General features: G+C 70.1%; 20 protein-coding genes and 2 pseudogenes. 10 read left to right on the top strand and 12 right to left on the bottom strand.

All coding sequences use genetic code 11. The features are described from left to right. The first annotated feature begins 120 nt into the window (after window positions 1-120). Window positions 121-1440 (top strand): FAD-dependent oxidoreductase, encoded by a 1320-nt coding sequence (locus C4J65_RS35530; protein ID WP_115746153.1) that lies wholly within the window; start codon window positions 121-123, stop codon window positions 1438-1440. After that, entirely contained in the window at window positions 1437-2669 is a 1233-nt protein-coding gene (locus tag C4J65_RS35525; protein WP_115746152.1) for a cytochrome P450, read from the top strand. The genes C4J65_RS35530 and C4J65_RS35525 overlap by 4 nt, the downstream gene beginning before the upstream one ends. 30 nt (window positions 2670-2699) lie before the next feature. Here the strand turns inward: C4J65_RS35525 and C4J65_RS35520 are convergent, their stop codons facing one another. The 3 genes from C4J65_RS35520 to C4J65_RS35510 form a co-directional block, all read right to left on the bottom strand. Further along, window positions 2700-3323: an SRPBCC domain-containing protein gene (locus C4J65_RS35520; RefSeq protein WP_115746151.1), complete on the bottom strand. Its 624-nt coding sequence runs from the start codon at window positions 3321-3323 to the stop codon at window positions 2700-2702. Window positions 3324-3325: 2 nt separating this feature from the next. Continuing rightward, window positions 3326-3961: a TetR/AcrR family transcriptional regulator gene (locus tag C4J65_RS35515; protein WP_162833509.1), complete on the bottom strand. Its 636-nt coding sequence runs from the start codon at window positions 3959-3961 to the stop codon at window positions 3326-3328. Between the two features lie 306 nt (window positions 3962-4267). Beyond that, window positions 4268-6490, bottom strand: a complete 2223-nt coding sequence (locus C4J65_RS35510) for an MMPL family transporter (protein WP_115746149.1) — start codon at window positions 6488-6490, stop codon at window positions 4268-4270. Between the two features lie 145 nt (window positions 6491-6635). Between C4J65_RS35510 and C4J65_RS35505 the strand changes: the two genes are divergently transcribed. Further along, complete coding sequence (locus C4J65_RS35505; RefSeq protein WP_115746148.1) at window positions 6636-7745, top strand: amidohydrolase family protein; 1110 nt, start codon at window positions 6636-6638, stop codon at window positions 7743-7745. Between the two features lie 799 nt (window positions 7746-8544). Further along, complete coding sequence (locus C4J65_RS36450) at window positions 8545-8985, top strand: hypothetical protein (protein ID WP_205351118.1); 441 nt, start codon at window positions 8545-8547, stop codon at window positions 8983-8985. 465 nt (window positions 8986-9450) lie between these two features. On the opposite strand, the gene C4J65_RS35490 is transcribed toward C4J65_RS36450, so the two are convergent. Together C4J65_RS35490 and C4J65_RS35485 are read right to left on the bottom strand one after the other, a co-directional pair. Beyond that, complete coding sequence (locus C4J65_RS35490) at window positions 9451-10830, bottom strand: APC family permease (protein ID WP_115746146.1); 1380 nt, start codon at window positions 10828-10830, stop codon at window positions 9451-9453. After that, window positions 10827-11723: a carbon-nitrogen hydrolase family protein gene (locus tag C4J65_RS35485; RefSeq protein WP_115746145.1), complete on the bottom strand. Its 897-nt coding sequence runs from the start codon at window positions 11721-11723 to the stop codon at window positions 10827-10829. Before C4J65_RS35485 ends, C4J65_RS35490 begins: the two co-directional genes overlap by 4 nt. A 94-nt stretch (window positions 11724-11817) precedes the next feature. Between C4J65_RS35485 and C4J65_RS35480 the strand changes: the two genes are divergently transcribed. Beyond that, window positions 11818-12423 (top strand): TetR/AcrR family transcriptional regulator, encoded by a 606-nt coding sequence (locus tag C4J65_RS35480; RefSeq protein WP_115746144.1) that lies wholly within the window; start codon window positions 11818-11820, stop codon window positions 12421-12423. Window positions 12424-12817: 394 nt separating this feature from the next. Beyond that, window positions 12818-13033 (top strand): hypothetical protein, encoded by a 216-nt coding sequence (locus tag C4J65_RS35475; protein ID WP_162833508.1) that lies wholly within the window; start codon window positions 12818-12820, stop codon window positions 13031-13033. Between the two features lie 6 nt (window positions 13034-13039). On the opposite strand, the pseudogene C4J65_RS35470 reads toward C4J65_RS35475, so the two are convergent. After that, window positions 13040-13399 (bottom strand): annotated as a pseudogene (locus C4J65_RS35470) (transposase); the annotation flags it as partial. 214 nt (window positions 13400-13613) lie between these two features. Here C4J65_RS35470 and C4J65_RS35465 point away from each other — a divergent pair. Continuing rightward, window positions 13614-15395, top strand: a complete 1782-nt coding sequence (locus C4J65_RS35465; protein ID WP_115746794.1) for a hypothetical protein — start codon at window positions 13614-13616, stop codon at window positions 15393-15395. Between the two features lie 7 nt (window positions 15396-15402). On the opposite strand, the gene C4J65_RS35460 is transcribed toward C4J65_RS35465, so the two are convergent. After that, window positions 15403-15765 carry a hypothetical protein gene (locus C4J65_RS35460; RefSeq protein WP_115746142.1) on the bottom strand — a complete coding sequence of 121 codons (363 nt, stop codon included), beginning with the start codon at window positions 15763-15765 and terminating at the stop codon, window positions 15403-15405. Between the two features lie 268 nt (window positions 15766-16033). Here C4J65_RS35460 and C4J65_RS35455 point away from each other — a divergent pair. Continuing rightward, window positions 16034-16852, top strand: a pseudogene (locus C4J65_RS35455) (IS5 family transposase). Between the two features lie 828 nt (window positions 16853-17680). On the opposite strand, the gene C4J65_RS35440 reads toward C4J65_RS35455, so the two are convergent. Genes C4J65_RS35440 through C4J65_RS35430 form a run of 3 tightly spaced genes read right to left on the bottom strand, consistent with a single transcriptional unit; the run spans window position 17681 to window position 19685 of the window. Beyond that, complete coding sequence (locus C4J65_RS35440; RefSeq protein WP_115746140.1) at window positions 17681-18553, bottom strand: haloalkane dehalogenase; 873 nt, start codon at window positions 18551-18553, stop codon at window positions 17681-17683. Window positions 18554-18588: 35 nt separating this feature from the next. Continuing rightward, window positions 18589-18993 (bottom strand): TIGR03618 family F420-dependent PPOX class oxidoreductase, encoded by a 405-nt coding sequence (locus tag C4J65_RS35435; protein WP_115746139.1) that lies wholly within the window; start codon window positions 18991-18993, stop codon window positions 18589-18591. Then, window positions 18990-19685, bottom strand: coding sequence for an NAD(P)H-binding protein (locus C4J65_RS35430; RefSeq protein ID WP_115746138.1), 696 nt, complete (start codon window positions 19683-19685; stop codon window positions 18990-18992). Before C4J65_RS35430 ends, C4J65_RS35435 begins: the two co-directional genes overlap by 4 nt. A 76-nt stretch (window positions 19686-19761) precedes the next feature. Between C4J65_RS35430 and C4J65_RS35425 the strand changes: the two genes are divergently transcribed. After that, complete coding sequence (locus C4J65_RS35425; protein WP_115746137.1) at window positions 19762-20400, top strand: TetR/AcrR family transcriptional regulator; 639 nt, start codon at window positions 19762-19764, stop codon at window positions 20398-20400. A 593-nt stretch (window positions 20401-20993) separates the two neighbouring features. After that, window positions 20994-21584: a hypothetical protein gene (locus tag C4J65_RS35420; RefSeq protein ID WP_162833507.1), complete on the top strand. Its 591-nt coding sequence runs from the start codon at window positions 20994-20996 to the stop codon at window positions 21582-21584. A 293-nt stretch (window positions 21585-21877) separates the two neighbouring features. Here C4J65_RS35420 and C4J65_RS35410 read toward each other — a convergent pair whose 3' ends face one another. Both C4J65_RS35410 and C4J65_RS35405 read right to left on the bottom strand, forming a co-directional pair. After that, a complete protein-coding gene (locus C4J65_RS35410) occupies window positions 21878-22699 on the bottom strand; it encodes an XRE family transcriptional regulator (protein ID WP_115746134.1) in 822 nt (273 codons plus the stop codon). After that, entirely contained in the window at window positions 22696-23529 is an 834-nt protein-coding gene (locus tag C4J65_RS35405) for a helix-turn-helix domain-containing protein (RefSeq protein WP_115746133.1), read from the bottom strand. Before C4J65_RS35405 ends, C4J65_RS35410 begins: the two co-directional genes overlap by 4 nt. Window positions 23530-23879 lie beyond the last annotated feature (350 nt).

Raw genomic sequence — 23879 nt, 5'->3', positions numbered from 1 at the left:
CAACGCGCGTTTCGTAAATCGTGTCGCGGTGTCCTCGTCCCGCCGACCGCAAGCGGCGCTTTAGCCGGGCCCCGCAGTCTCCCGGTGACCATCACATCCGTCCGTGGAGAGGCAGCAGCGATGGCAGGGGCGGTACGAGCACAGGTCTGTGTGGTGGGAGGAGGGCCCGCGGGACTCGCCCTCGCCCTGGAGCTGGCCAGGAGGTCCGTGTCCGTCGTCGTCGTGGAGCAGAGCGCGCGCTTCGACCGGTCGTTTCGCGGCGAGTCCGTCTCACCCGACTCCGTCTGGCTCCTGGAACGGATGGGGATCCTGCAGGGGCTGCGCGAGCAGACGCTGCAGACCCGCCGGATGGAGATCACCGACCAGGGGCGGACCGTGCTGCGCGCGGACTTCGCCGACTACGACCGGCCGTGCCCGTTCCCGGTGGAGCTGCCGCAGCCGCCGCTCCTTGAGGCGCTGGCCGCCCAGGGCGAGCAGCTGCCCGGCTTCCGGCTGCTGCGCCGCACCACCGCCGGCGCGCTGCTGCGCGACGGCCCGACGGTGACCGGCGTGCGCTGCAAGGGCCCCGACGGCGGGTTCGAGATCTCGGCGGCGCTGACGGTGGCGGCGGACGGCCGGTTCAGCAAGGTCCGGGAAATGTCGGGCCTGCGCTACGAGAAGCAGCCCCTGGAGCGGGACTTCGTCTGGTTCAAGGTGCCCCGGCCCGACGTGTGGGACGGCCACACCTACCGTGTGCGCATCCGCGGCGCCCGGCACGGGCTGTTCATCCCCACGGTCCCCGACCTGGTCCGGGTCGGCTTCAACATCCCCAAGGGCGGCCTGAAGGAGCTGCGCGCGCAGGGCGTGGGCGCGCTGCACGCGCGGATGGACGAGCTGGCGCCGGAGATCTCCGACCAGGTGCGCACGGCGGTCACCAAGTGGTCGGACACGTCCATGCTGGACATCTTCACCACGGTGGTCCCCCGCTGGTCACGGCCGGGTCTGGTGCTCATCGGCGACGCCGCGCACACCCTGACGCCAGTGCTCGGCCAGGGCGTCAACCACGCCATCACGGACGCGGTGGTGCTGGCCCGCCTGGTGGCCCCGGCCCTGCGCGAGCAGGACACGACGGCCGCGCTGGGCCGGGCGGCCCGCCGCTTCCAGGAGGAGCGTGAGGCGCCGGTGGCCCGGGCCAGGGCCCTGCAGCTGCGCCAGGAACGGGCGTTCGCCCTGTCCGGAGCGCTGCCGGTGCTGCTGCGCCGGGCCGCGTACCGCCTGGTGAATGCCAGCGCCCCGGTCAAGCGGCGGATCCTCTCCGGCATCTACTACCCGCTCCAGGAGGCGGACCGGGTCCGCCCCTTCGGCGTCGCCCCGGTGCCGACGGCGCCGGCCGGTGCCGGTCCGCCCCGCGCGCCCCGCCTGCAGACCTCGACGAACGCGAAGGACAGGACTCCCCGATGACCCTCAGCCCCGAAGCGCCCGACGCCGCGCAGGCGGACAACCCCGCCCCCGTCGCCTACCCCTTCGAGCAGCCGCCCGGGCTCGCCCAGTGCCCGATGTACGCGCACCTGCGCGAGGAGAACCCGGTCGCGCGGGTCCGGATGCCCAGCGGCGACCAGGCGTTCCTGCTCACCCGCTACGAGGACGTGCGCACCGCCCTGTCGGACCCCCGGTTCAGCCGGGCGGCCACGCTGGAGCCCGGCGCGCCCCGGCTCGCCGCGGCACCGCAGAACTTCAAGAGCCTGCTCAACATGGACCCCCCGGAGCACACCCGGGTGCGCAAGCTGGTCTCCCGCGAGTTCACCGCCCGGCGGGTGGCCGCGCTGCGCCCCCGCATCCAGGAGCACACCGACGCCCTGCTGGACGCCATGGCCCGGCTGGAACCGCCGGTCGACCTGGTGCCCGCGCTGGCCTTCCGGCTTCCGGTCACCGTCATCTGCGAACTGCTCGGCGTCCCCTTCGAGGACCGCGACGACTTCGCCGCCTGGTCCCGGGTGTTCCTGGCCACCACCTCCGTGTCCGGGCAGGAGATGCTCGCCTCGCAGCTCGCCCTGCGCACGTATCTGGCGCGGCTGGTGGCGGCCAAGCGCGAGAACCCCGGTGACGACCTGCTGTCCGCGCTGGTCTCGATCCACGACGAGGACGGCGACCGGCTCCAGGAGGAGGAGCTGATCTTCCTCGGCATCAGCCTGCTGGTGGCCGGCCACGAGACCACGGTCAACCAGATCGCCAACAGCATGCTCGCCCTGCTGACCCACCCCGAACAGCTGGAACGGCTGCGCAAGGAACCGGACCTGATCAACTCCGCGGTGGAGGAACTGCTGCGGCTCCACCCTCCGGGCAACGAGGCGCTGCTGCGGATCACCCTGGAGGACGTCGAGCTGGGCGGCCTGACGATCCCCAGGGGCAGCGCCGTCCTGCCGGGCCTCAGTTCCGCCAACCGGGACGCGCGCCAGTACGAGAACCCCGACGCCATCGACTTCGACCGCCCGGTCAACCCGCACTTCGCCTTCAGCCACGGCACCCACTACTGCATCGGCTCGGGCCTGGCCCGCGCCGAACTGCAGATCGCCATCGGCTCGCTGATCAAGCGCTTCCCGACCTTGCGCCTGGCCGTCGCGGAGGAGGAACTGCGCCGCCCCGAGGGCATGCTGGTGCACGGCATCGCCTCCCTGCCGGTGGCCTGGTGACACCTCCCGCAGGTGGACCGGCTGCCGGGATCAGCGTGCGGCGAGCCGCTCGACCCGCTCCTTCAGCGCACCGTTCATCGCCCGGAACTGGGACAGGGTGTCGGTCCTGAGACTGCCGGCGACGAAGGGCACCGCCACGCCGGAGAGCTTCTCGCTCTGCGTGAGGCGGACCGTGCCCCGTGCGGTGCGCTCGATGACGAAGCGGTGCTCGCCGTCGGCGATCCAGCCCGGCCCGACCCTGCCCAGCCAGCGCAGTTCACGGCCGGCGCTCGCCTCCAGCACGGTCGGCGTGAACGTGCTGGTCTCACCCTTTTGTTCCAGGCGGTTGCGCATCGTCGCGCCGGCCCGCAGGCCGCCGCCGGAGGTGACGGCGGCCTCGGTCACGAAGGGGTTCCACCGCGGGTAGGCACCGAAGTCGGTGAGCACCGCCCACACCTGCCCGGGGGTGGCCTCGATCTCGACGGACGCGGTCAGCCGGACCGGATGGGTGTGGGCCCACACCGCGTATCCCCCCAGCACGGCCACGAACCCGGCCAGCACCGACAGGATCCGGCTGCGGCGCCGCCGGCGCGGGACGCCCCGCCACGGGGCGTACGGCGCCGGCGCGGGGGACGCGGCCGGCGGGCCGGCGGAGGCGGAAGAGGTGACGGACACGGTCAGGTCCTCTCTGGTCGAAAGACGGCACCCGCCCCGTTCAGCACCTGGTCGACGAGTTCCCCGACATAGTCGGTGCCGATCGGCGCCCCGGTGATCAAAAGCCGGTAGTAGAGCGCTCCGGCCAGCTGGTCGAAGAGCACCCCGGACGAGGCGGAAGGGGGCAGCTCACCGCGTTCGCGGGCACGGTCGAGCAGACCGAGCGGCAGTGCGTTGCGCCGGGCGAACAGAGCGCGTACGGCGTCACCCACGTCCGGGTGCCGGGCGGCGGCCGCCACCAGTTCGGCGACGACCCCGGCCGACCGGTCGCCCTCCCCCGCCGCGCCCCGGCCCACACGGCGCATCCGCTCGAGACCGGCCGCGACGGCTGCGAGGTAGCCGGCCAGATCGCGCCGGAGGTCGCCGCTGTCGGTGACCTCCACCTCGTCCTGGATCCGCGCGACGAGCGCGACGAGCAGATGGTCCTTGGTGGGCCACCGGCGGTAGAGCGTCGTCTTCGCCACAGCGGCACGGGCGGCCACCTCGTCCACGGCGAACCCGTCGTATCCCCGCTCGGTCAGCAGCTCCTGGGCGGCCCGCAGGATCCGCCCGTCGGCGCCCTCACTGCGGGGCCGGCCCCTGCGTGCGGGGGTGGTCACAGGATGCTCCTCACGGCCGGGAACGGGCTGCCCATCACACATTCCGATACTGCTGTTCCGTAATCCAGTGTAGGCAGGAACCCCCCATTTACGCAACCGGCGTAGCGTAAATGGGGGGTGGCCTCCCGCACCCGCCCCGGCACACGCCGGCCCGGGCCCGCAGGGTGTGCGGGGTGCGGCCTCCCGCACCCGCCCCGGCACACGCCCGCAGGGTGTCGGGGTGCGGCCTCCCGCACCCGCCCCGGCACACGCCGGCCCGGGCCCGCAGGGTGTGCGGGGCCCGGGCCGGCGGGCGGCACGCACCGGTCAGGTCGACCGCACGGCCGGCCGCCGGTCGAGCGGCTCCTCCTTCTGCGGACGCTCACCGGGAGCCGGGGCGGGGGCCGCCGGGCCGGCGGGTTCCGTCTCCAGCCGGTCGAGCCCGAGACGCGTGTGCATGCGGCGCAGCGGGCCGGGGGCCCACCAGTTGGCGCCGCCGAGCAGCGCCATGAGGGAGGGCACCAGCAGGGCCCGGACCAGCGTCGCGTCGATCAGCACGGCGAACGCGGTGCCGAGCCCCAGCTCCTGCACGAACACCAGGCGGGACAGCGCGAGCGCGCCCAGCGCCAGGCAGAACAGGGCCGCCGCCGAGGTGACCACGGGACCGGTGCGCGCCAGCCCCTCGGCCACCGCGGCGCGATCGTCGAGGCCGGCCTGCCTGCCCTCCTTGATGCGGCCGAGCAGGAAGACGTTGTAGTCGGTGGACAGGCCGAAGGCGAGCGCGAAGACGAGCACCGGGCTGGTCGCCTCGATGCCGTTCTGGGCGGCGAAGCCCAGGTTGCCGTGCTGGAACACCCAGACCAGGAAGCCGAGCGCGGCCGCCGTGGACAGGGTGTTCATCACCAGCGCCTTCAGCGGCAGCAGGACGGAGCCGGTGAACGCGAACAGCAGGAGCAGCGTGATCACCGCGAGGGTCCCCGCGGCGAGCGGTACGTGGCGGCCGATGCTGGCCTTCTGCGCGAGGAAGTCGGCGGTCGTCCCGGTGTAGCGGGCGTGGGCCGGAGCGTCGAGGTCCATGACGCGCTGCGCGGCGTCCTTGGCGCCGGTGCCCAGCGGGGCCCCGCCGAGCACGGCGTCGATCTCGTAGTGCCGGGCGTCCAGCCGGACCGGTGCGGCCACCGATTCCACACCGTCGACTGCCGCGATCCGCCGGGCGTAGGCCGTGACGCCGGCGTCTGCCGACGCGGTCTCCAGCACGATCTGCAGCGGCGCGGCGGGCGGCTTGGAGAAGTCGCTCTCCAGCGCCCGCGACACCTTTCCGGCACTGGTGGACGCGGGCAGCGCGGACGGGTCGGCGCCGGTGAACTTCAGGCCCGTCACCGGGGCGGCGACCAGCAGCATGATGCCGGCAGCGGCGACCGCGACCAGCACGGGCCGGCGCATCACCCCGTGGGCGATCCGGTGCCAGCGCCGCCCCGCCTGCGCCCGGGCCGCACCGTCGCGCTGCCAGCGGCGCGGCGCCAGGGCGTTGACCCGCGCGCCGAGAACGGCGAGCAGCGCCGGCAGTCCGAGCAGCGCGAAGAGCGCTGCCGCGATCACCGTGATCACACCGGCCAGACCCATCGAGCGCAGATAGGGGTGCGGGAACACGGTGATCGCGGCCAGCGCGGCAGCCACGGTCAGCGCGCTGAAGAAAACGGTACGGCCCGCGCTCGCCATGGTGCGGCGCACGGCCTCGGCACCGGGCCCGTGGACGGCCAGTTCCTCACGGTAGCGGGAGACCATCAGCAGCCCGAAGTCGACCGCGAGGCCCAGCCCGAGGGCGAAGGCGAGGTTGAGCGAGCCCGAGGACACGCTCATGAACGAGGTGGCCACGCGCAGCCCCGCGAAGGTGATCAGCAGGGTCACCACGGCGCCGGCCAGCGGCACCAGCGCCGCGACCACACCACGGAAGACCAGGAACAGCAGAACCAGGATGAACGGCAGGGCAAGACCCTCCGCCCTGGTGAGGTCCTCGGTGGAGACCCTGTCGACCTGTACGTGGCCCGGGGTCGCGCCGCCGAGCCAGGCGCTGCCGCGCAGGACCGGATCGTCCTCGATCGCCTCCTGCAGCTCCCTCTCGGCGTCGACCGTGGCCTTCTCGGCCATGGGCCCGACAGTGCCGAGAACAACGGTGCTGCGGGAGTCGTCGGAGATCAGGTCCGGATTGGCGGCCGACGCGTAGTCGACCACGTTCCTGATCTCGGGCCGGCCCTCCAGCAGCTCGACCGCGGCCCCCACGGACTCCGGCAGCGGACCCTCGGGGTCGATCGCCTCACGGGTGCGCACCAAAACGGCGTACCCCTGCTGGGCGTCGACACCGGTGGCCTGCTGGATGATACGGCGCGCCTCCACGTTGGCGCCGCCGGGATCGTCGTAGTCGGACAGCCCGTTGGTCAGTCTGCTCTCCACCGTGCCGCCGAACACAGCGGCCAGGAGCGCGGCGAGCCCGGCCAGTAACAGGCCGACGCGCCGCCGTGCGTGCAGTGCGGAGCCCAGGGCAGAAAACATCGAAGGTCACCTTCCGTCGGTGAGCGAAGTGTCCCGGCGGACGCTTTAGTCCCGCTGAAGGCCGCCGCCGCACACTCCCCCCACCCCCACCCCCGGCCGGCCGGAACCGGCAGCCGGCCGCCGACCGCCCCTACGGGAGACCCAGTTGATCGACAACATGTTCGTGATTGACGCCACCGTGCACCCCTACAACGTGGCGGACGACAACCTGCGCAAGGACGGGGAATTCCCCAACCTGCACGCCTTCGCCCTGCGCGAAATGCTCTGGGGCATGCACGAGCGCTTCGCCACCAAGGGCTCCGCCATACCCCGCCAGGCCTTCTGCACCGACTGGCCGCCCGAACTGCTCGCACGGACCCTGTTCACCGAGTCCGACGTCGACATGGCGGTCAACCACCGGCTGCGCATCGACGCCGTGTTCGAGGACGGCCTGTGCAACGGCGAGAAGAACCGGGAACTGGCCCAGAGATGGCCGCAGCGGATCGTGCCGTACGCCGGGATCAACCCCGCCGCCGGCATCCAGGAATGCCTGCGCGACCTGCGCGAGCAAGTGGCCCAGATACCCGGCACGATCGGCATCAAAATATACCCCAACGCCGGCTCCCCCGACCTGAGCTGGCGCCTGGACGACCCCGAATTCACACCGCTCTTCGAACTCGCCAAAGAACTCGGCATCAAAATCATCGCACTGCACAAGATCGTCCCCAACGGCCTGGTACCACTCGGCCCCTTCGGCATCGACGACCTCGAAACAGTCGCCATCCGCCACATCGACCTCTCCTTCGAGATCGTCCACGCCGGCCTCCCCCCGTTCGTCGAAGAAGTCGCCATGGCACTGATGCGGCTGCCCAACGTCTACGCCAACCTGGAAATCACCTCCGCAATCCTCGCGCACGGCATGGGATACGTGGAAGAAGCCCTGGCCCAGATGATCTCCCTCGGCGGCGCCGAAAAAATCATCTACGCCTCCGGAGCACTGCACTTCCACCCCCAGCCCGTCCTGGAAAAAATGGCACGCCTGACCTTCCCCGACCGCACACTGGAACGCTACGGCCTGGAACAGATCACCACCGAACAACGGGCCGCATTCCTGGCCGGCAACTACGCACGCATCGCAGGAATCGACCTGCAGAACGCCGCCGAACAGATCAAGAACGACGAATTCGCAAAAGCCCGCACCCAGCACGGCGGAAACCGCCCCCTGTGGGACAACTGGCGCCAGATGCGCCCCGAACAGTGGACAACCACCTCATGACCACACCCACCACACCCACACCCACCACACCCACAGCCACAGCCACCACACCCACCACAGCCACCACAGCCACCACAGCCACCACGACGACCGCCACAGCCACCACGGCCACCACAGCCACCACGACGACCGCCACAGCCACCACGGCCACGGCCGAACAGGTCCACACCGCACTCCAGAACGTCTACGACCCATGCAGCCAGTCCTGGCAACGCCCGATGAGCCTCCCCGACCTCGGCCTCATCCGCCAGGTATCCCTCACACCCGACGGACACGCCACGGTCCGCATCAGCCTCACAGCACCCTTCTGCATGGCCGTCCCCACCATCATGCAATCAATCGAACACAAAGTAAGAGCCATCCACGGCATCACCAACATCACCGTCGAACTCGACGCCACCACACCCTGGCACCCCGAACTCATGACAGACCAAGGCCGCAAACAACTCACCCACGCCCGCACCCACGACCGCCAGACACCCCCACCCACCCCCACCCCGCACCCCACCACCCCTGACCACACACACCACACCCCCCAGCCCCGCCACGTCGGCACCCTGCCGCTGCCGCACAACCGACACCCCGCCAGGAACCGCCCACAGACACCACCCGACACCGCCCCACCAAAACCGACCACCCATGAAAGAGCACCGAACCCGCATCCGACAGCCGCCACTCAAGGCACCCTGAAACGTTCTAGGTACCACCGAGACGCCGCCCACCCCAAGGTGGGAGCTCAGTCAGCTTCGACCCGACGGGAGGCGTCCGCATGCGCGGCGCGACAGGAACCGTATTGGGCATGGCCGCCACAGGCATGCTCGTTCTGGCGATGAGCAACCCGGCAGCCGCCGCCACGATGGAGTACGACACCGCGGTGAAGGACACGACGTCGGTCAACGACTACTACTGCGTGGCCAAGGACGACCTCTGGACCACCGCCCGTTCCTGCTTCAAGCCGTACGGCGATGTCCTTTTCGCCGGCGACGAATTTAAAGACGGCTCCTCCGCCGTCACCAAGTGGCAGAACGAGCTCAAGGACAGTAACGGGAACTGGGGGCTCTACCGCAACGGAGAGTGCACGTGGTCGGGCGGTTCCGGCACCCAGGGGTCCTGCAACAAGGAGATGTACGAGTACAGCAGCAAGAACGCCCACGGCGGCGTGGGCAGCCGGGTGCGGGTCAAGGCGTGCCTCAGCAACGACTCGTGCAGCTCGTGGAGCCGTTGGATCCTCAACGCCTGAGTGGGCATTTGATGTTGATTCAAGCCGGCCGTTTCAACATACCGTGCCTGGTTTGATTGCCCATGCGCATGGCATGAAATGCCTCTGAATATCCCTTAATACCCACCGAGTGGGCGTTGAGTCGGATCTTCCTCGGTTCGTGATCGCTCGATCGTGGGACCGGCCGCTGCCCGGGCCGCGATGACGGCATGTCCATGTTGCGATCCGGGAATTGAGCGAGAGCCGTACCCCAGCGACTCCTTGTGTCCTCGCTCGGTGAGCACCCACAGCTGGTGGTTCGACTCCAGCCACGTCTCCACCCGACCTTCCCGTCGTCCTTGAGGGCGTTGAGGGTGTCCCTCGTGCACCGGTCGTGCCGGTCTCGGGGGCGGGCGTACTGGAGCGGGTGAGCCAACAGCTCGCCCACGGCGAGGCCCCGGAGGGTCGCTCCAGGACCTCATGGGGGTGCGGTCGTACGCCGTCGGGTCACTCCGGTGTGGTCACCGGGGTCTCCTCGTGCGCGGTCTCCTCCAGGTGGAGCTCCGGCGGCTCCTGGCGCAGTCCGCGGGTGAGGACGCACAGGTAGACGATGCCGAGGACCAGCCAGGCCAGGCCGAGCAGGACGGCGGTGTGGCTGAGCTTGGTGAGCAGATAGATGTCGGCCGCGGCGCCGAGTACCGGAAGCACGGCGTGGGAGAACACGGACCGGTGGTTGCCGCAGCGTCGGTGCCGGGTCCAGGCCGTGAGGACGCAGACGTTGACCAGGGTGAAGGCCAGGAAGGCGCCGAAGTTGATGAACGAGGTGGCGGTCTCCAGCGAGAGCTGGGTGGCGAAGAGGCCGATCACCGCGATGAGCAGCAGGTTGAACAGCGGGGTGCGCAGCCGCGGGTGCAAAGTGCCGAAGGTGCGGCGGGGCAGGACGCCGTCGCGCCCCATGACGTACATCAGCCGGCTGGTGCTGGCCTGGATGGCGACGCAGGAGGCCATGCCGCCGATGAGGGTGATGGCGTTGAGGACGTTGGCGAAGCCCTTGCCGCCGGCCATGATCGCCACCTCGTAGCCCGCGGTGGATTCGTCCTTGAAGACGGCGCCGGGGTGCACCCACTGCAGCAGCAGCGAGAGGACGAAGAAGATGCCGCCGCCGACGACCACCGTGAGCAGGATGCCGCGGGGGACGTTGCGCTTGGGGTCGTGCACCTCCTCGCTGAGGGTGCTGAGGGCGTCGAAGCCGAGGAAGGAGTAAGCGGCGATTGCGGCGGCGGCGGTGACGGTGCCCAGGGAGGCCGCCGGGTTCCACAGCGCGTGCGCCCCGTCGGAGGCGGAGGAGCCGCCCAGGGTGTGGACGCAGACGACGACGAGGGCGAGCAGACCGAGGCTGGTCAGTCCGAGCAGCACTTTGTTGACGCGGTCGGCCAGCACGATGCCCAGCGCGTTGACCACGGTGGTCACGGCGATGACGACGACCAGCCAGGCCCAGGTCGGCAGCGCCGGGAACTGCACGTTCAGGTACAGGGCCTGGATCAGCCAGGCGACCATGGGCAGGAAGAGGTAGTCGAGCAGCAGGGCCCAGCCGGCGAGGAAGCCGATGCGGGAGCCGAGGAGCTTGCGCGCGTAGGTGTAGACCGAGCCGGAGGCGGGGAAGTCGCGGGCCAGCTTGCCGTAGCTGAGCGCCGTGAGCGTCATGGCCACGGTGGCGACGAGGTACGCGGTGGGCGCCACGCCGCCGGAGGTCCCCGCGATGACGCCGAACGTCGACACCACGATGGCCGGCGCCATGTACGCGAGGCCGAAGACGACGAGGGACAGCAGGCCGAGCCTGGGCACCAGGTGACCCGACGTCGTCCCGGTCTCGGGGGCGGTGGTCATGAGGCCTCGTGCCGTTCCGTGAGGGGTGAGCCGCCGTGGCCGGCTCCCCAGGTGCTGGGTTCAATCCTGCCCGAGTAGAGCGGCAGGTCGAGTGCGGCGTCGCCGGGCCGGAACTGCTGCCAGGGACGGTTGAGCCCGGCGGTGCCGTACTGGCGGACCCGGGCGGTCTCGCCGAGGTCGATGACGTCGGTCAGTACGCAGCCGTCGGCGCCGGGGGCGTGGGCGCGGACGCGGCCCTCGGGATCCACCAGGAGGCTGCGGCCCACCCCGGTGGGGGCGGCAGCGTTGACGCTGGCGACGAACACCTGGTTGGTGAGGGCGTTGGCGCGGGCCAGGACGGTCTCCTGCTCCCGGTCGTTGGTGGGCGTCTGGACGACGTTGAGGATCAGCTCGGCACCCAGGTGGGCGAGGTTGCGGGTGATCTCCGGGAACCAGGCGTCGTAGCAGATGGTCAGGCCGACGCGGCCGTACTCCCCCATCTCGAAGACCACGAACTCGGTGCCGGGCGTGACCGTCTCGTAGGGGCGCCACGGGCAGATCTTGCGGTACGCGGCGACCCGGCGGCCCTCGGGCGAGTACACCGGGGCGGTGTTGTAGACGTTCCCGTCCACACCCCATTCGTACAGGCTGCCCGGGGCCAGCCAGACGCCCAGGTCCCCGGCGAGCTCGCCGAGCCGCCGGTCGAGGGGACCGTCGAGCGGTCGGGCCAGTTCCTCGGGGGCCGGGCCGTCCTCGCCGGGGGCGGCGGTGGCGAGGTGGAGCTCGGGATAGACGTACAGGCGTACTGCCTGCCGCTGCCGCGCCAGCCGCTCCAGTCCGGAGGCGAAGACGTCGAGGGCCCCGGCCGGGGGCACGGGCGCCTGGACGAGCGCGAGAGGGAGGGGTGAAGCCATGGGGAACTGCCTTCCGTGATTCGTTAAACGAAGTTTGATTAACGAACATGGAGTCGTCAAGAGGTCGCGCTCCGCACCGTGAGAGGATGACCGCATGCCGCGCCCCCGCAACCAGACCGCCCGACGCGCACAACTGGTGCAGGCCGCGACACAGACCGTGATCGAACGCGGAGTGACGAACGCACGACTGCGCGACATAGCGGCCCAAGCGGGTCTGACGCCGGCCTCGGTGCTGTACTACTACCCGGACATCAACGACCTGCTGGTCGCCGTCTTCGAACAGGGCACCGACACCTACGTGCTGCGGCGCCGCAAGGCCGTGGAGGCGTGCGGCACCGCGTGGGAGCGGCTCTCGGCATGCGTCGCGTCCGGGATCCCGTTTCCCGGTGAGGCCGAGACGACGAGCCGGCTGCTGTACGAGCTGCTGCCCGTCGCCTTCCGGGTGGAGGCCGCCGCCGCCCGCAACACCGCGTTCCTCGCCCAGCAGACCAGCCTGTACCGACAGGTCCTGGAGGAGGGCGCAGCCTCCGGCGACTTCCGCCTCACCGCCCCCGCCGACTTCCTCGCCCGCTCCTTCGTGGCCCTGGAGGACGGATACGGCATCGACGTCCTCTCCGGGGCGGCGACGGCCGAGGAGATCGAGGAACGACTGCTGCGCCACGCGCGCCTGATGACGGGGACGCCCGACCCGGGCAAGTGACACCCGCGGAGAGGACGCGACCCAACTCGCCCGGCATCGTAAAAAGTTGCGCATAGTCGCGCGCTCTGACGGTCCCGCAACCAGGAGAACCGGTCAAGGAGACGCCGATGGGGCCCCACCGGTTGCTGAGCACGGCGACCCTCGCAGGTCAGTTCCTGCCGACGGTGACCAGCCGGACATCCAGCGCCGCGCGCAGACTCCGCTCGGACGTCCGTTCTCGCCAGGCCCGCCAGCGGCCCGGCAAAAGCGCAACGCCACGCAGAAGGTACAACGCCATAGACCACTGCACTGACACACCCTCAGGCCATCTCAGGCCCGCTCCCCTGGCCCGTGGCGCTAGGCACTGCCCGGCGGATCTTGGATGGTTGCTCCCCGCGGGGGCTATCGTCTGGCCATGGAATCAATGGGGGATAATTTCCGCAGCCGTTGGGCGTTCGTGGGTAGGACGCTGGTCAAGCGTCCATGGCTGATGGTGAGCTGGGTTGTGCTCGCAGTCGTGGCGGTTGCGGCCGGGAAGATCGTGCCGCAACCGTGGAGCGCGGGTGTCTATCCCGTGGTCTTGTTTGTCGCGCTGCTGCTGTTTTCCCGGGCGTCGACCCAGAAAGAGTGAGCCCGCTCAAGGTCGAAGCCAGAGTCGGATCGCTGCAACCGTGACTGTGCCGTGGAAGACGTAGGCCCTCTTGTCGTAACGGGTGGCGACCGCGCGGGAGTTCTTGAGTCGGTTGATGGTCCGCTCGACCTCGTTGCGCCGCCGGTAGCGCTCGCGGTCGAAGCCGACAGGTCTGCCGCCCACGCTGCCTCTGCGCCGACGGTTGGCCCGCTGGTCCTTCGGCTCGGGGATCGTGTGCTTGATGCGGCGTCTTCGCAGGGAGCGGCGATTGCGGCGGGAACTGTAAGCCTTGTCGCCGCTGACATGATCGGGTCTGGTCCGGGGCCGCCCGACCAGCGGGCGGGGAACCCGAATCCGGTCCAGGACCTCGATCATCTCTGGACAGCCTTCTTCGAAGAGGGCACTAGCATGCCGGGCCCGGGAAGGTTCGCTCAACTCCCTTGATTCGAGGGACCGGAACCGCTCTGCCCACTCCTGCCGGATGCGAGGGACCAAAGTCTGATAAGCGGATATCCAAGCCGAGTCATGATGATCGCCTTGGGCTACGGTTGTGCCCCGTGTCTGCGAGGGAGTGGTGCTGATGTCCCGCCATGTACTGGCCGCGATGGGCGTGGACGGCAGGGAGATCGCGCGCGAGGGGCGCCCCACCGCGCCATCGCTCGCCGTGGTCGCTGCGTACGGGGATCTCCATGCCTGCGACTACGTGACCGTCTCCCAGGGGGAGTCCGTCGGGCTCTACGCCCGCGATCCCGGAGGCACGTGGGACGCTGTGAGCCCCGGGACCGACGTGGTGACCGCCGACGAGATGCGCCTGTGGTTCGAGCTCACTCACCACTATCCGGGCCCGGACGGGGTGGACCCGAGCCATCCGCTGGGCAGGGCCCCGCAGCCGGGTGCGATCGGACGTATCGACGAACGGCGCGCCATCGCCCTGGTCCAGGAGCACATCGCCGCCGGCGGCCTGGACTACCCGACCCAGGGCCTGGTGGCAGATCAGTTCGCTGCGGGCTGGACCGTGTACGCAGCCGTCGACGTCGACGACAGCGACCCCATGGCCTTCCTCGACATGCCCGTTGGCCGTTCAGTGTTCATGGTCGGCGACACGGGTCGCATCAAGGAGGTCACCTCCGCGATCCCGCCCGAACAGGCCGACGCCCTGTTCACCGCGGAGGAAGCCTTCGTACGACGTCCGCCCGCCGAGGAGGCGTTCATGAACGACCTCAAGGCGGAGTTCGAGCGTCTCGATGCCCGGTCCGGGCAGCCGGGCGCGAACACGGACTTCACCGTGGTCGGCACCCCTTCTGAGGACGTGACGGCGGCCCGCGTGACAGCGCTGACCGACGAGATCGCCCGCCAGCTGACGCTGTGCGGACCACAGCAGTGGGAGCGCATGGTGGCGGCATTCTCCTGCGCTGTCTCTGCCGAGACGGCCGATCTGTGCTTCTGGCAGCACGAACGGCCCATGGAGGCACGAGTGCCAGAGCAGATAGCCCTCCTCGTACGCCGCCAGCGTCACCTCGCGGCTGCCATGCCGGCCGGACCGTGGCTGCGTCTGATGGTCGCCGTCACCAAAGGGCCCGGCGGCCGGGCCCAGGTCTCCACCCAGTACGACTATGGTGACGAGCCGCTCCCCGAGGCCCAGTTGCTCGCCCCCACGCACTACCGCAACGACCTCGCCGCCTACCCGCGGGCCGGGGTGCCGGCGTGGCTGCGAACCTATGCCGAGGCGAACAGTCAGCGCACGGCATCCCCGCGCACGGCGCATGAGCGATCCGCGGCCCCGCGCCAGGAGGACCCCGAACGCCCCTTCGTGGACAGTCTGGTCGGCTGGACGACACACGTGGTCGCCGACCAGCACCGAATCACGTACGGCCGGGACTCGCTGGCCTGGGACGAGATCGAGTGGGTCCGGTATCCCGTCTCCCGGACCAAACACCTGGGCTTCCTGTTCCCCTCCACGTACACCAATACGTACACGTTCGGCGTGGGCAGATACGGGAACTCACCCAAGAGCCTGGGAAATCTGATCTGGAGCAAGAGCGGTAAGAGAGCAGAGGCTCCTGAAGCGTGGCTGGCCCTGGTCGAGTTCGCGCAGCGCGTCCTCGAGTCCCGGCTGCTCGCGGAGCGTCTCGACCTGATCCGGCGCGGCGGGTCGTTCACCATCGGCGAGATGCGCGTGCACCGCGGCGGGCTCACGCTGCGCGGGGTCATGGAGGCCGATTGGGGTTCGCTCACAGACGTCGAGGTCGCGGACGGCCTGGTGTGGATCCATGAGCGGGGCAGGCAGCAGCCGGTGAGGGTGTCCCTCGGCAGCGCCAACGCCGTACTCCTACCCCGCATCGTGGCGGCCATGGCCAGCTGAGCCGCGGCTATCCGTGCAGACGCCCCGAGACCTGCGTGATCTCCTCGGCGCCCAGCGGGTACGGGCTGCCGTACAGCAGCGGACCGGTGATGACGGCGGGGCCGGTGACGGGCTCCGCGCCGTGATCTGCCGCGAGCCGGCTGGCCACGGGGTTGGGCTGGCCGGAGCGCGCCCGACCCGGGCCGTCCTCGGCGTACCAGAGGGTGAGCTCTTCCCCGAGCTTGGTGGAGCGGATGTGCTCCGAACCGAGAAGACGAGCGACCTCCTGCACGAGATCCATCCCGTACGACGCAGTCTTTACCTGCTGGATGCCCCTGTCGGACACGAGCAGCAGGCCGGACGTCGCCTTGCTCCGCTTGAAGAGTCCCATCCCGTTACCCTATCGACGTGGCCACGTCACCTGCCACCCTCCTCCTTGACCCCTTCGCGCGCCGGGAGCCTGCAGCTGCTCCAGAACGCACATCACGTACGCGTCCCGGTCCACTGCCCCCGCTTCGGCCGCTGTTCCGGTGGGTTCACTCAACATGACCTGCGGTTTTCCCGGTCGCAGCACAGCTACCAAAGAATCTCACCGATAACCGCTGTACCGCTGTTCCCGAAGACCGTGTCCTACGTGGTGAGGCGTCGTTGAGTTCGGCATGGGGCGGGGTACGTGGAGTTGGATTGTTCCGGACGGGTTGTGGGAGATCGCGAAGCCGCTGATCCCACCGTCGAAGGTGCGGCCGCAGGGCGGCGGAACGCAAGACACCCATGATGAGACGCTGTTCGCCGCCATCATCTACGTCCTGGTGTCCGGCTGCGCCTGGCGGGCGTTGCCACCCTGCTTCGGGATATCGAAGTCGACCGCCCACCGGCGGTTCCTGATCTGGTCGAGAGCCGGTGTCTGGGGCCGCCTGCACGAGGCCATGCTGCACCGGCTCGACGACGTCGGCCTCATCGACGTCACCCGCGTCGTCCTCGACACCGCCCACGTCAGGGCGAAAAAAGGGGCGAACACACAGGTCCGAGCCCCGTGGACCGGGGCAAGCCGGGTTCCAAGATGCACATCCTGTCGGACGCGAACGGACTGCCCCTCCTCGTCGGCGTCTCCGCCGGCAACACCCACGACAGCGAAGGGCTGAAGCCGATGGTGGAGAGTCACCAAACGAGACACGACCCCCACCGCGGCCGCTACTTCAAACCCCAGCGCCTGCACGCCGACAAAGCCTACGACCGGGCCGACCTGCGCAGATGGCTCCGCGGGAAGCGCATCGGCGTGCCGCATCGCCCGCAAAGGCATCGAGTCCAGCGAGCGATTACGGCGCCGCAGGTGGGTCATCGAACGGACGATGTCCTGGCTGTCCGGCTACCGCCGCTTCAGCCCCCGCTACGAACGCGATCCCCGCAACTACCTGGCCTTTCTCGGCCTTGCCGCCGCCCTGTGCTGCTACAAACGACTCATCCGCCTCACCACGTAGGACACGGTCTTAGCGCCGAAGCCTCTCGCAAGGAACCGTTGTTGGCGCCACGTGGAATGGCATCCGTATCGCGGCTGTAGCGATCCTGGCCGCTCTGCATGGCCACACGGTGATGAGGTCGTGGCCGAGGCACTTCACCAGCCGGGCGTGAACGTGGCGCGTAGCCCGTCGCATCAGGCCAAATCTGTCTGCTCTCTGGCCAGCCGGTCGCGTTCGTCGACGGTGAGGCCGCCCCAGATGCAGTCCCGGAAATCGTTGGCGATGACGTAATCCGCGCACGCTTCCCGGACCGGGCAGCGTGCGCAGTACGCCCTGGCCTTCTCGGTCTACTCCTTCAACGGGGTGGTGCGGCTGCTGTCCACGAAGAGGGCGGGTCGCTCCTTGCAGGGGGTTTCGGGTCACTGGCCGGGGGCGGTGTCGAGGGCGTCGGGGAAGTACGGGACGGTGCTCAAGGTATCTCGCTGGGGGTGAGGGTGGCGAGGTGGAGGGGGCCGGGGTCGTCGGTCCAGACGGCGAACGTGTCGAGGATGCGCTGTCGGTGGCCACCGCCGCGCTGCTGATGTCCTCCAGGAGGAACGCACCGGCGTCACCGCACACCTCACCCCCGGAGCGCAGCGTGAGCGGGCCGGAGTCGGCGTACGGCAGGAGGATCGGCAAGTAGGAGTATCGCCGAGATACGGGTCAAAGGGGCGGTGGCCGGGCGCCGACATCCGAGGGTTCCCGTTCTCGGTGGCGTTCGATGGTGACGGCGATCACGGCGCATACACCAGTCGGTGACAGCTCAGCCGACCCCCCGGGGGCGGTCGGCACAGCCGTTGTCGAGGACACCTACTGACGTGCCAGCCCGTGGCGGTCGGCCCAGGCGTTGATCGACGCGGCCAGCTCCTCGGGGCGGTCCTCCGGGGAGTGGTGGCCGGCCGGGCCGTGACGGGTGACTTCCAGGCCCGCGATGTGCTCCTCGCACCAGGCCACGGCACCTTCGTCGGTCATCGCACCCGGACCCGGCTCGAACGCCGCGAGCAGCTTGGGGACTTCGGGGCTGACTGCCAGCCAGGCGTCGTAGTGCTCGACGCGGGCCACTACGTCGGCGGGCTCGGCGTCCAGTGGCATCATGCGCGTCCACGCCAGCACCGGGCGGCGGCTGCGCGGGGTGGGGAAGGGGCGACGGTAGACCTCCAGGTCGGCAGGGTCGAGCGGGGTGGCGAGCGTGTCCGGGAGTCCCTCGATGAACAGCGACTTCTCCAAGATCATCTCCTCGCCCACTCCGGAGGTGCGCAGGAGGGTGAACAACTCCCGCCCTGCGGCTGGGAACTCGTCGCCGACCAGCGGCTTGACGATCGCCTCGGTGAAGGCGAGACCGCGGACGCGGCCCGGGAAACGGGCGGCTCTGTCGAAGGCGAGCGCGCCACCCCAGTCGTGGCCGACGAGGACGGCCTCGGTAAGGCCCAGGGCGTCGAACCAGGCGTCGAGGTAGCGGGCGTGGTCGTCGAAGGAGTAGGCGATGTCGGGCTTGCCCGAGTCGCCCATGCCGATGAGGTCGGGGGCCAGAAGGCGGCGGCCGGAAGCAGCCACGACCGGCAGAACGTTCCGCCACAGGTGGGAGGAGGTGGGGTTGCCGTGGAGGAAGACAAACGGCAGCCCGTCGGGATCGCCGGTCTCGCGGTAGTGGAGGGTGGAGTCGAGGACGGGGAGGGTGGGCATCGCGGGGTCACTTCGCTTTCAGTGCGGGGGATTCATCAGAGATTGAGGCTCAGGACTCGGTCGACGGCGATCTCGATGACGACCAGGTCCGGCGGGGCGGGCGGGGCCGCGCGGTAGCGGTTGGTGTAGCGGCGGACCGCCTCGGCCAGGCGCGCGGGATCGTCGGTGACGGCGGCCCGGCCTTCGAGGGTGACCCAGCGGAAGCCGTCTGCCTGGCAGAGCGCGACACGGGCCGCCGATCCGCCTGCCACCACGTTCCAGGCCTTGCGGGCTCCCGCCCGAGTGGTCACCCGGACCAGGCCGGTGTCCGCGTCGAAGGAGAAGCGGACCGGGGTGACGTGCGGGGTGCCGTCGGGGCGGAGGGTGGTGAAGGCTGCTGTGCGGGGGCTCGTGAGGAATGCCCGTGTGGCTGCCGGGAGTTCGGCGGTCGCCCGGCTCACTTCTTCTTCACGCCCTCGTGCCAGATCAGCTTGGCGATGTTCGGCTTCACAGCCGTGGTGATGACGCCCATGGCCGTACGGACGTACCGCCGTTCCTCCAGCTCGCGCAGCATGCTCGCGGCGAGGTCGGCCCGGGCGGTGAAGACGCCATCAGCGCTGGTCTCGGCGGCGTGGTAGTCCGTGACGACGGGGTGCTCGAAGAGGCCCGAGGGCCGGACGAGGGTCCAATCGAGGTCCGTCTGACGGATCACGGCCTCCATGCGGCGCATGTCCTCGTGGAGGGTGCGGCCAAGGCGTCGGTTCACCAGCGGGTCGAGCACGTGGTTGAAGAAGTGCGCGCCGGCGGGGCGCCAGTTCGGGTCGGCGATGCTGGAGCTGATGGTGAGGAGCCGCTCGATGCCGTGGCGGGTCATGGCCCCGGTGATGGCCGTGGCGCTCGCCGAGTACGTGGTGATGGTCTCCTTGCTGAAGCGCGCGCCCAGCGCGGACAGGACGGCGTCCGTCCCGGCGATCGCGGCATCAACGGCCGCCGGATCGGTGGCATCGGCGACGGCCACGGCGAGGCCGGGCCGCTCGGAGGGGAGGGAGCCGGGGCGGCGCGTCACCGCGACGACCTCGTGGCCGGCGGCGAGGGCCTGGTCGGTGAGGTGGCGCCCGGTTGGTCCGTTGGCGCCGAAGACTGCGATACGCATGGTGTCGGGGCATCCCTTCGTGTGGTTTCCGGAACGCCCTTGACTGTGCCGATCACGAAACGCAGGCTCAACGCTGATGAATAACGCCGCCCCTGCCCCCGCCCGCACTCGAGGCCGCCCCCGCGGCAATCCGCCGATCCGCGAGTCGATCGTCTCGGCGGCCCGTGCCCTGTTCCTGGAGCGCGGATACCGGCGCACCACGGTGCGCGCGGTGGCCGCGGCCGCCGGCGTCGACCCGGCGCTGATCGCCTACCACTTCGACTCGAAGAAGGGCCTTTTCGCGGACGTGATGCAATTCCAGTGCGCCAATGCGCTGGTGGTGGACGACGTCCTCGGCGGCGACCCGGCCACCCTCCCCGACCGCCTGATCGACGCGGTGACGGGCCTGTGGGAGGACGCCGACTTCCTCCAGCTCACCGCCCAGGGCGACGAGGCCGCCGAGGTGATCCGCGAATACCTGGAACGCGAGCTGCTGGCCCGACTTGTTGAATTCCTGGGCGGTCGGGACGCGACCGCCCGCGCCACAGCCGTGGTGACGATCCTCGGCGGTCTCATCTACACCCGCTACCTCAACCCCCTCCCCACGCCGGCCGCCCTCACCCCGTCCGAGACCCGCCACATCCTCACCCCAGCGCTGCGCACAGCTCTGGCCTCGAGACCGCGTACAGCGGCGACCACCACAGCAGGCCGTCAAGGCTCGCCGACCTCTGGTTGAGGCGCCCGTCTGGCCTTGACTACCCAGCGCCTCCGGTGCGGCTACCCGTAAGTAGCGGGTTCAGGGCCGGTTGCCCGATCGCGGCAGGTGGCTGTGGAGACCGACGACGCCGCACCCCAGCTCGGCCCGCTCCTCCTCTGCCGCTTCGTACCCACTGCATGTGAGCGACGTCCGCCTGATGCCTGGCTGCCGCGCGAGAGGGGTCGGCTTGTGCCCGGGCGCTACGGGCTTGCAAGCGCTCTCGCAAAGGTGAATCCCCCGCCGATCGCCGCTCCGGCCAACGCAGCCCTGAATTCGTCCATGGTGCACGATGGTGCCGCAACCCAACGACACAATGAGCACGTTCGGCGAGAAGGGGCCGGCCGCCGACTGGCAGCCGGCCCTCTCCGTCGCCGCACGCCGCACGGCCGGCACTTCCCTGCTTGGTCGCACATCGTCATCGGCTCTGCCACCAAACGATCACGGCGGTGAACAACGCCGTCCCGGCAGCGGTGGAGGCACCCTTCAGGATGCCCATTCCGACAATGCGTCCGTACTTCGCGAATCGGCCCCTTCCACGGACTGCGGGAGCAGGCGCAGCCGTAGGGGTGGCGGTGGCTGTCGCGCTGTTCGGGTGGCTGGGCAGCGGGAAGCCGGAGTCGTCCACGGCCGGAACGTCCCTGGACGGGCCGGCGGCACCGAGTGGGCAGGGGGCGGAGGTGGCGAACCCTGATCCCGTGGGCTCGAACGAGTCCGGCGGTGTCAAGGGAAACCACCAGTGCGGAAAGGTGCGCAGCGCGGGCGCCGTGCTGTGGACGCCGTGCACGCTGGTCACCGAGGACGGGACGGCATCCCTCCTGGTGCAGCTCACCAACACCTCGGGCAGGCCCGTCACGGTGGAGGTGAATCTCGCCTACATCCAGAGTGAGGTGGAGCAGACCTGCCCCGGCCCGCGGGGAAGGCCGGGCAGGGTCACCCTGCCCGCCAAGGAAACCAGAACGAGTCCGCTGGAGGCGTGCACCGTCTCGCTGACGCCGATGCAGGCCTTCCAGGCCCGCGGCTGGGTGGTGCCGGACGGCGCGGCACAGTGGGGGTATCGCGAGCACTCTCCGACGCTGCACGTGCGGGCCGACGGCACTGCGGTGTGGAGTGGCGAGGCGTCAGGACGCGGTCGGGCGGTCCGTGGGTGGTCCCGACGGGCGTGAGAAGCGGGGGTCTCCTCCGTCGCGGGACCGGTCTTCCTTGTGACGACTCTTGGGTTCCGAGCGCGAGGTCAACCAGCGTCCGCACCGGACCGTCCGTGCCCAGCAGCGCGTCGCACAACTCGAGCAGCGCGTCGCCCCGCGCGGTCGGATATGCGTACAGCTCCGACCGGAAGTGTGGTCGAGGTCGTGCTGCTCGAGGAGGCGGGCGGACTCGGCGGGCGCCGCGGGCGCGCGTGACGCCGGTACGGGGCGGTACTTCGAGTCGGCGTGGTCCTTCGTCGTGTGCCGGACCGTCAGGCATGGAAGCACTCCGGATCGGTCTCACCGGCCGCGGTGAAGCACAGCCGCAGGCCGGCCCGGTCCGGGGCGCCGATCATCGCGGTGAAGCGGTAGACGCCGGTGTCCGCGGGGCTGTCGATGACGACTCTGCGCGGCCGGACGCCGACGGCCGACAGCTCAAGGGCGTCGCCGACCTTCGCATGCCAGATTCTGCCCCAGGCAGCGGCGCACACGCTGCTGTACCGGATTTCCACTCCCGTACCGGTACGGGTGCGGTGCACTGGTCCCAGTGCGTCGGCCCGGCCGGGCAGCCCACAGAACGACCGGCCGGGATCCATGCCGTCGCACGTCGTCCCGTGGCAGGCGGGTGGGGGGTCGAGCGCGGGGGACGCCGTCAGGCCCGTCGGTTCTCCGGCGTCGGAATCCGTGACGGCCAGCAACGCCGTCACGGCGGCCAGGGCTGCCGCGGCGCCAGCGACGACGGCCGGCCAACGCCCGCGCCGAGCCCGTCGCGGGACAGCCCCCTCCTCGGCGTCCGTCGGCACGGTGACGGAGGGGCGCTGTGGGGCAGGGCGGGAGAGGCGGGCGCGCCCGCTCCATTCGGCGTCCGCCAGCTCCCACAGGGCGAGGAGCCGCCCGGAAGGTTCTCCGGCCGTGGCGCACAGCGCCTCGACGGCCTGGCGGGGCACCGGCTTCTTCCCGTTGAGATAGCGCTCCCAGGACGACTTGCTGTACGCCGTGCGCTCGGCCAGCGCCACAAGGCTGAGCCCGGTACGCGCCCTGACCGCACGCAGCCCTTCGGCCAGCGCCGCGCACTCCGGTGCACCGCCGGTCATCCGCGCAGCACCCGCCAGGTGTGCGGTCCGACGACGCCGTCCGCGGGCAGCCCGGCTTTCTCCTGCAGGCGCATCACGGCCGCGATGGTCTGCTGTCCGTACACTCCGTCGACAACGCCGGGTTCCATGTGGTGATGGCGCAGCAGGCACTGGGCCTCCACCACGTCCCAACCGGGCCCCGCGAGGACGGCACTCCGCGTCACGCTGTAACCGGCGTACAGTCCCTTTGCGGTCGTTTCGCTCCTGCGGACCTCGCAGGGATAGGTCTTGCCGGGCTGAAATACGTATCGTTCCCTTCCGGCCGCAGCACTGGTCGTACTGCTGCTGGGTCCCGCAGCCGCCACCGTGGCCTTGACCTGGTCACTGGCGGAGCGGTCATCGTTCCATGCCGAGGAGATCACTATCCCTGCGCCCATGCCGGCCAGCGCGGTGAACGCGGCGGCGGCGAGGGCTGCGCCTCTGCGCACCAACGGCGGCCGGGCGTCCTTCACCGGTGGCGATTCCACCCCCGGAACGTCGGCCCCCGGGTCGGTCACGCAGTCCGACGCAGACAGAGCGCTGGGACGCTGCCGGGCGTCCTCGGCAATCTCGTGCAGGACCAGCAGGCGGACGCTGTCTGCCCCGGAAGCCCGGGCAAATTCCTCCACCGCGCGACGTGGCGGCAGGGTTTTCCCATTGAGATAGCGGTCCCAGGACGAACGGCTGATGCCGGTCTTCGTCTCCAGCGACTCCAGGCTCAGTCCACTTCGGTCCTTGAGCCTTCTCAATTGAACGACGAGTTGCCGCACTCGTGGATCCAGCGAATCCGGTAATGCCTTCCAACGCAGCATGACCCCCCCCTGCTCACAAGCACAGTTGTCCGTTGCCCCGCTAGGCAGTCGTTCCCCATCGGTACACCTCACTCGACTCGCCGGTTCGGCCCGGCCCGCCGAATCGGTCTCTTCCGGCCAGGGCACACGCAGTCCGCCGTCCCCTGCGTGCCGCATCGCCCCGGGCATCCCAGAAGGTCAAAGGGTGGGACGTCCCACGGTCTCCCAAGCGAACGGATGCTGTGGCCCGCGCCCAACCTGACCGGCAATCTCTGCAGTGCCGAACCCGCAGCGCATCCCACCGGGTTCGGCCACCGGCCGACAACGAGAAAGGTAAACAATGGAACGGCGTTCGCGTGTGATGCATTCTG

This window comes from Streptomyces sp. CB09001, from assembly GCF_003369795.1.
Taxonomy (GTDB): Bacteria; Actinomycetota; Actinomycetes; order Streptomycetales; family Streptomycetaceae; genus Streptomyces.
Note: the sequence above shows the minus strand (reverse complement) of the source record. Positions and strands in the feature narration are given on the sequence as shown.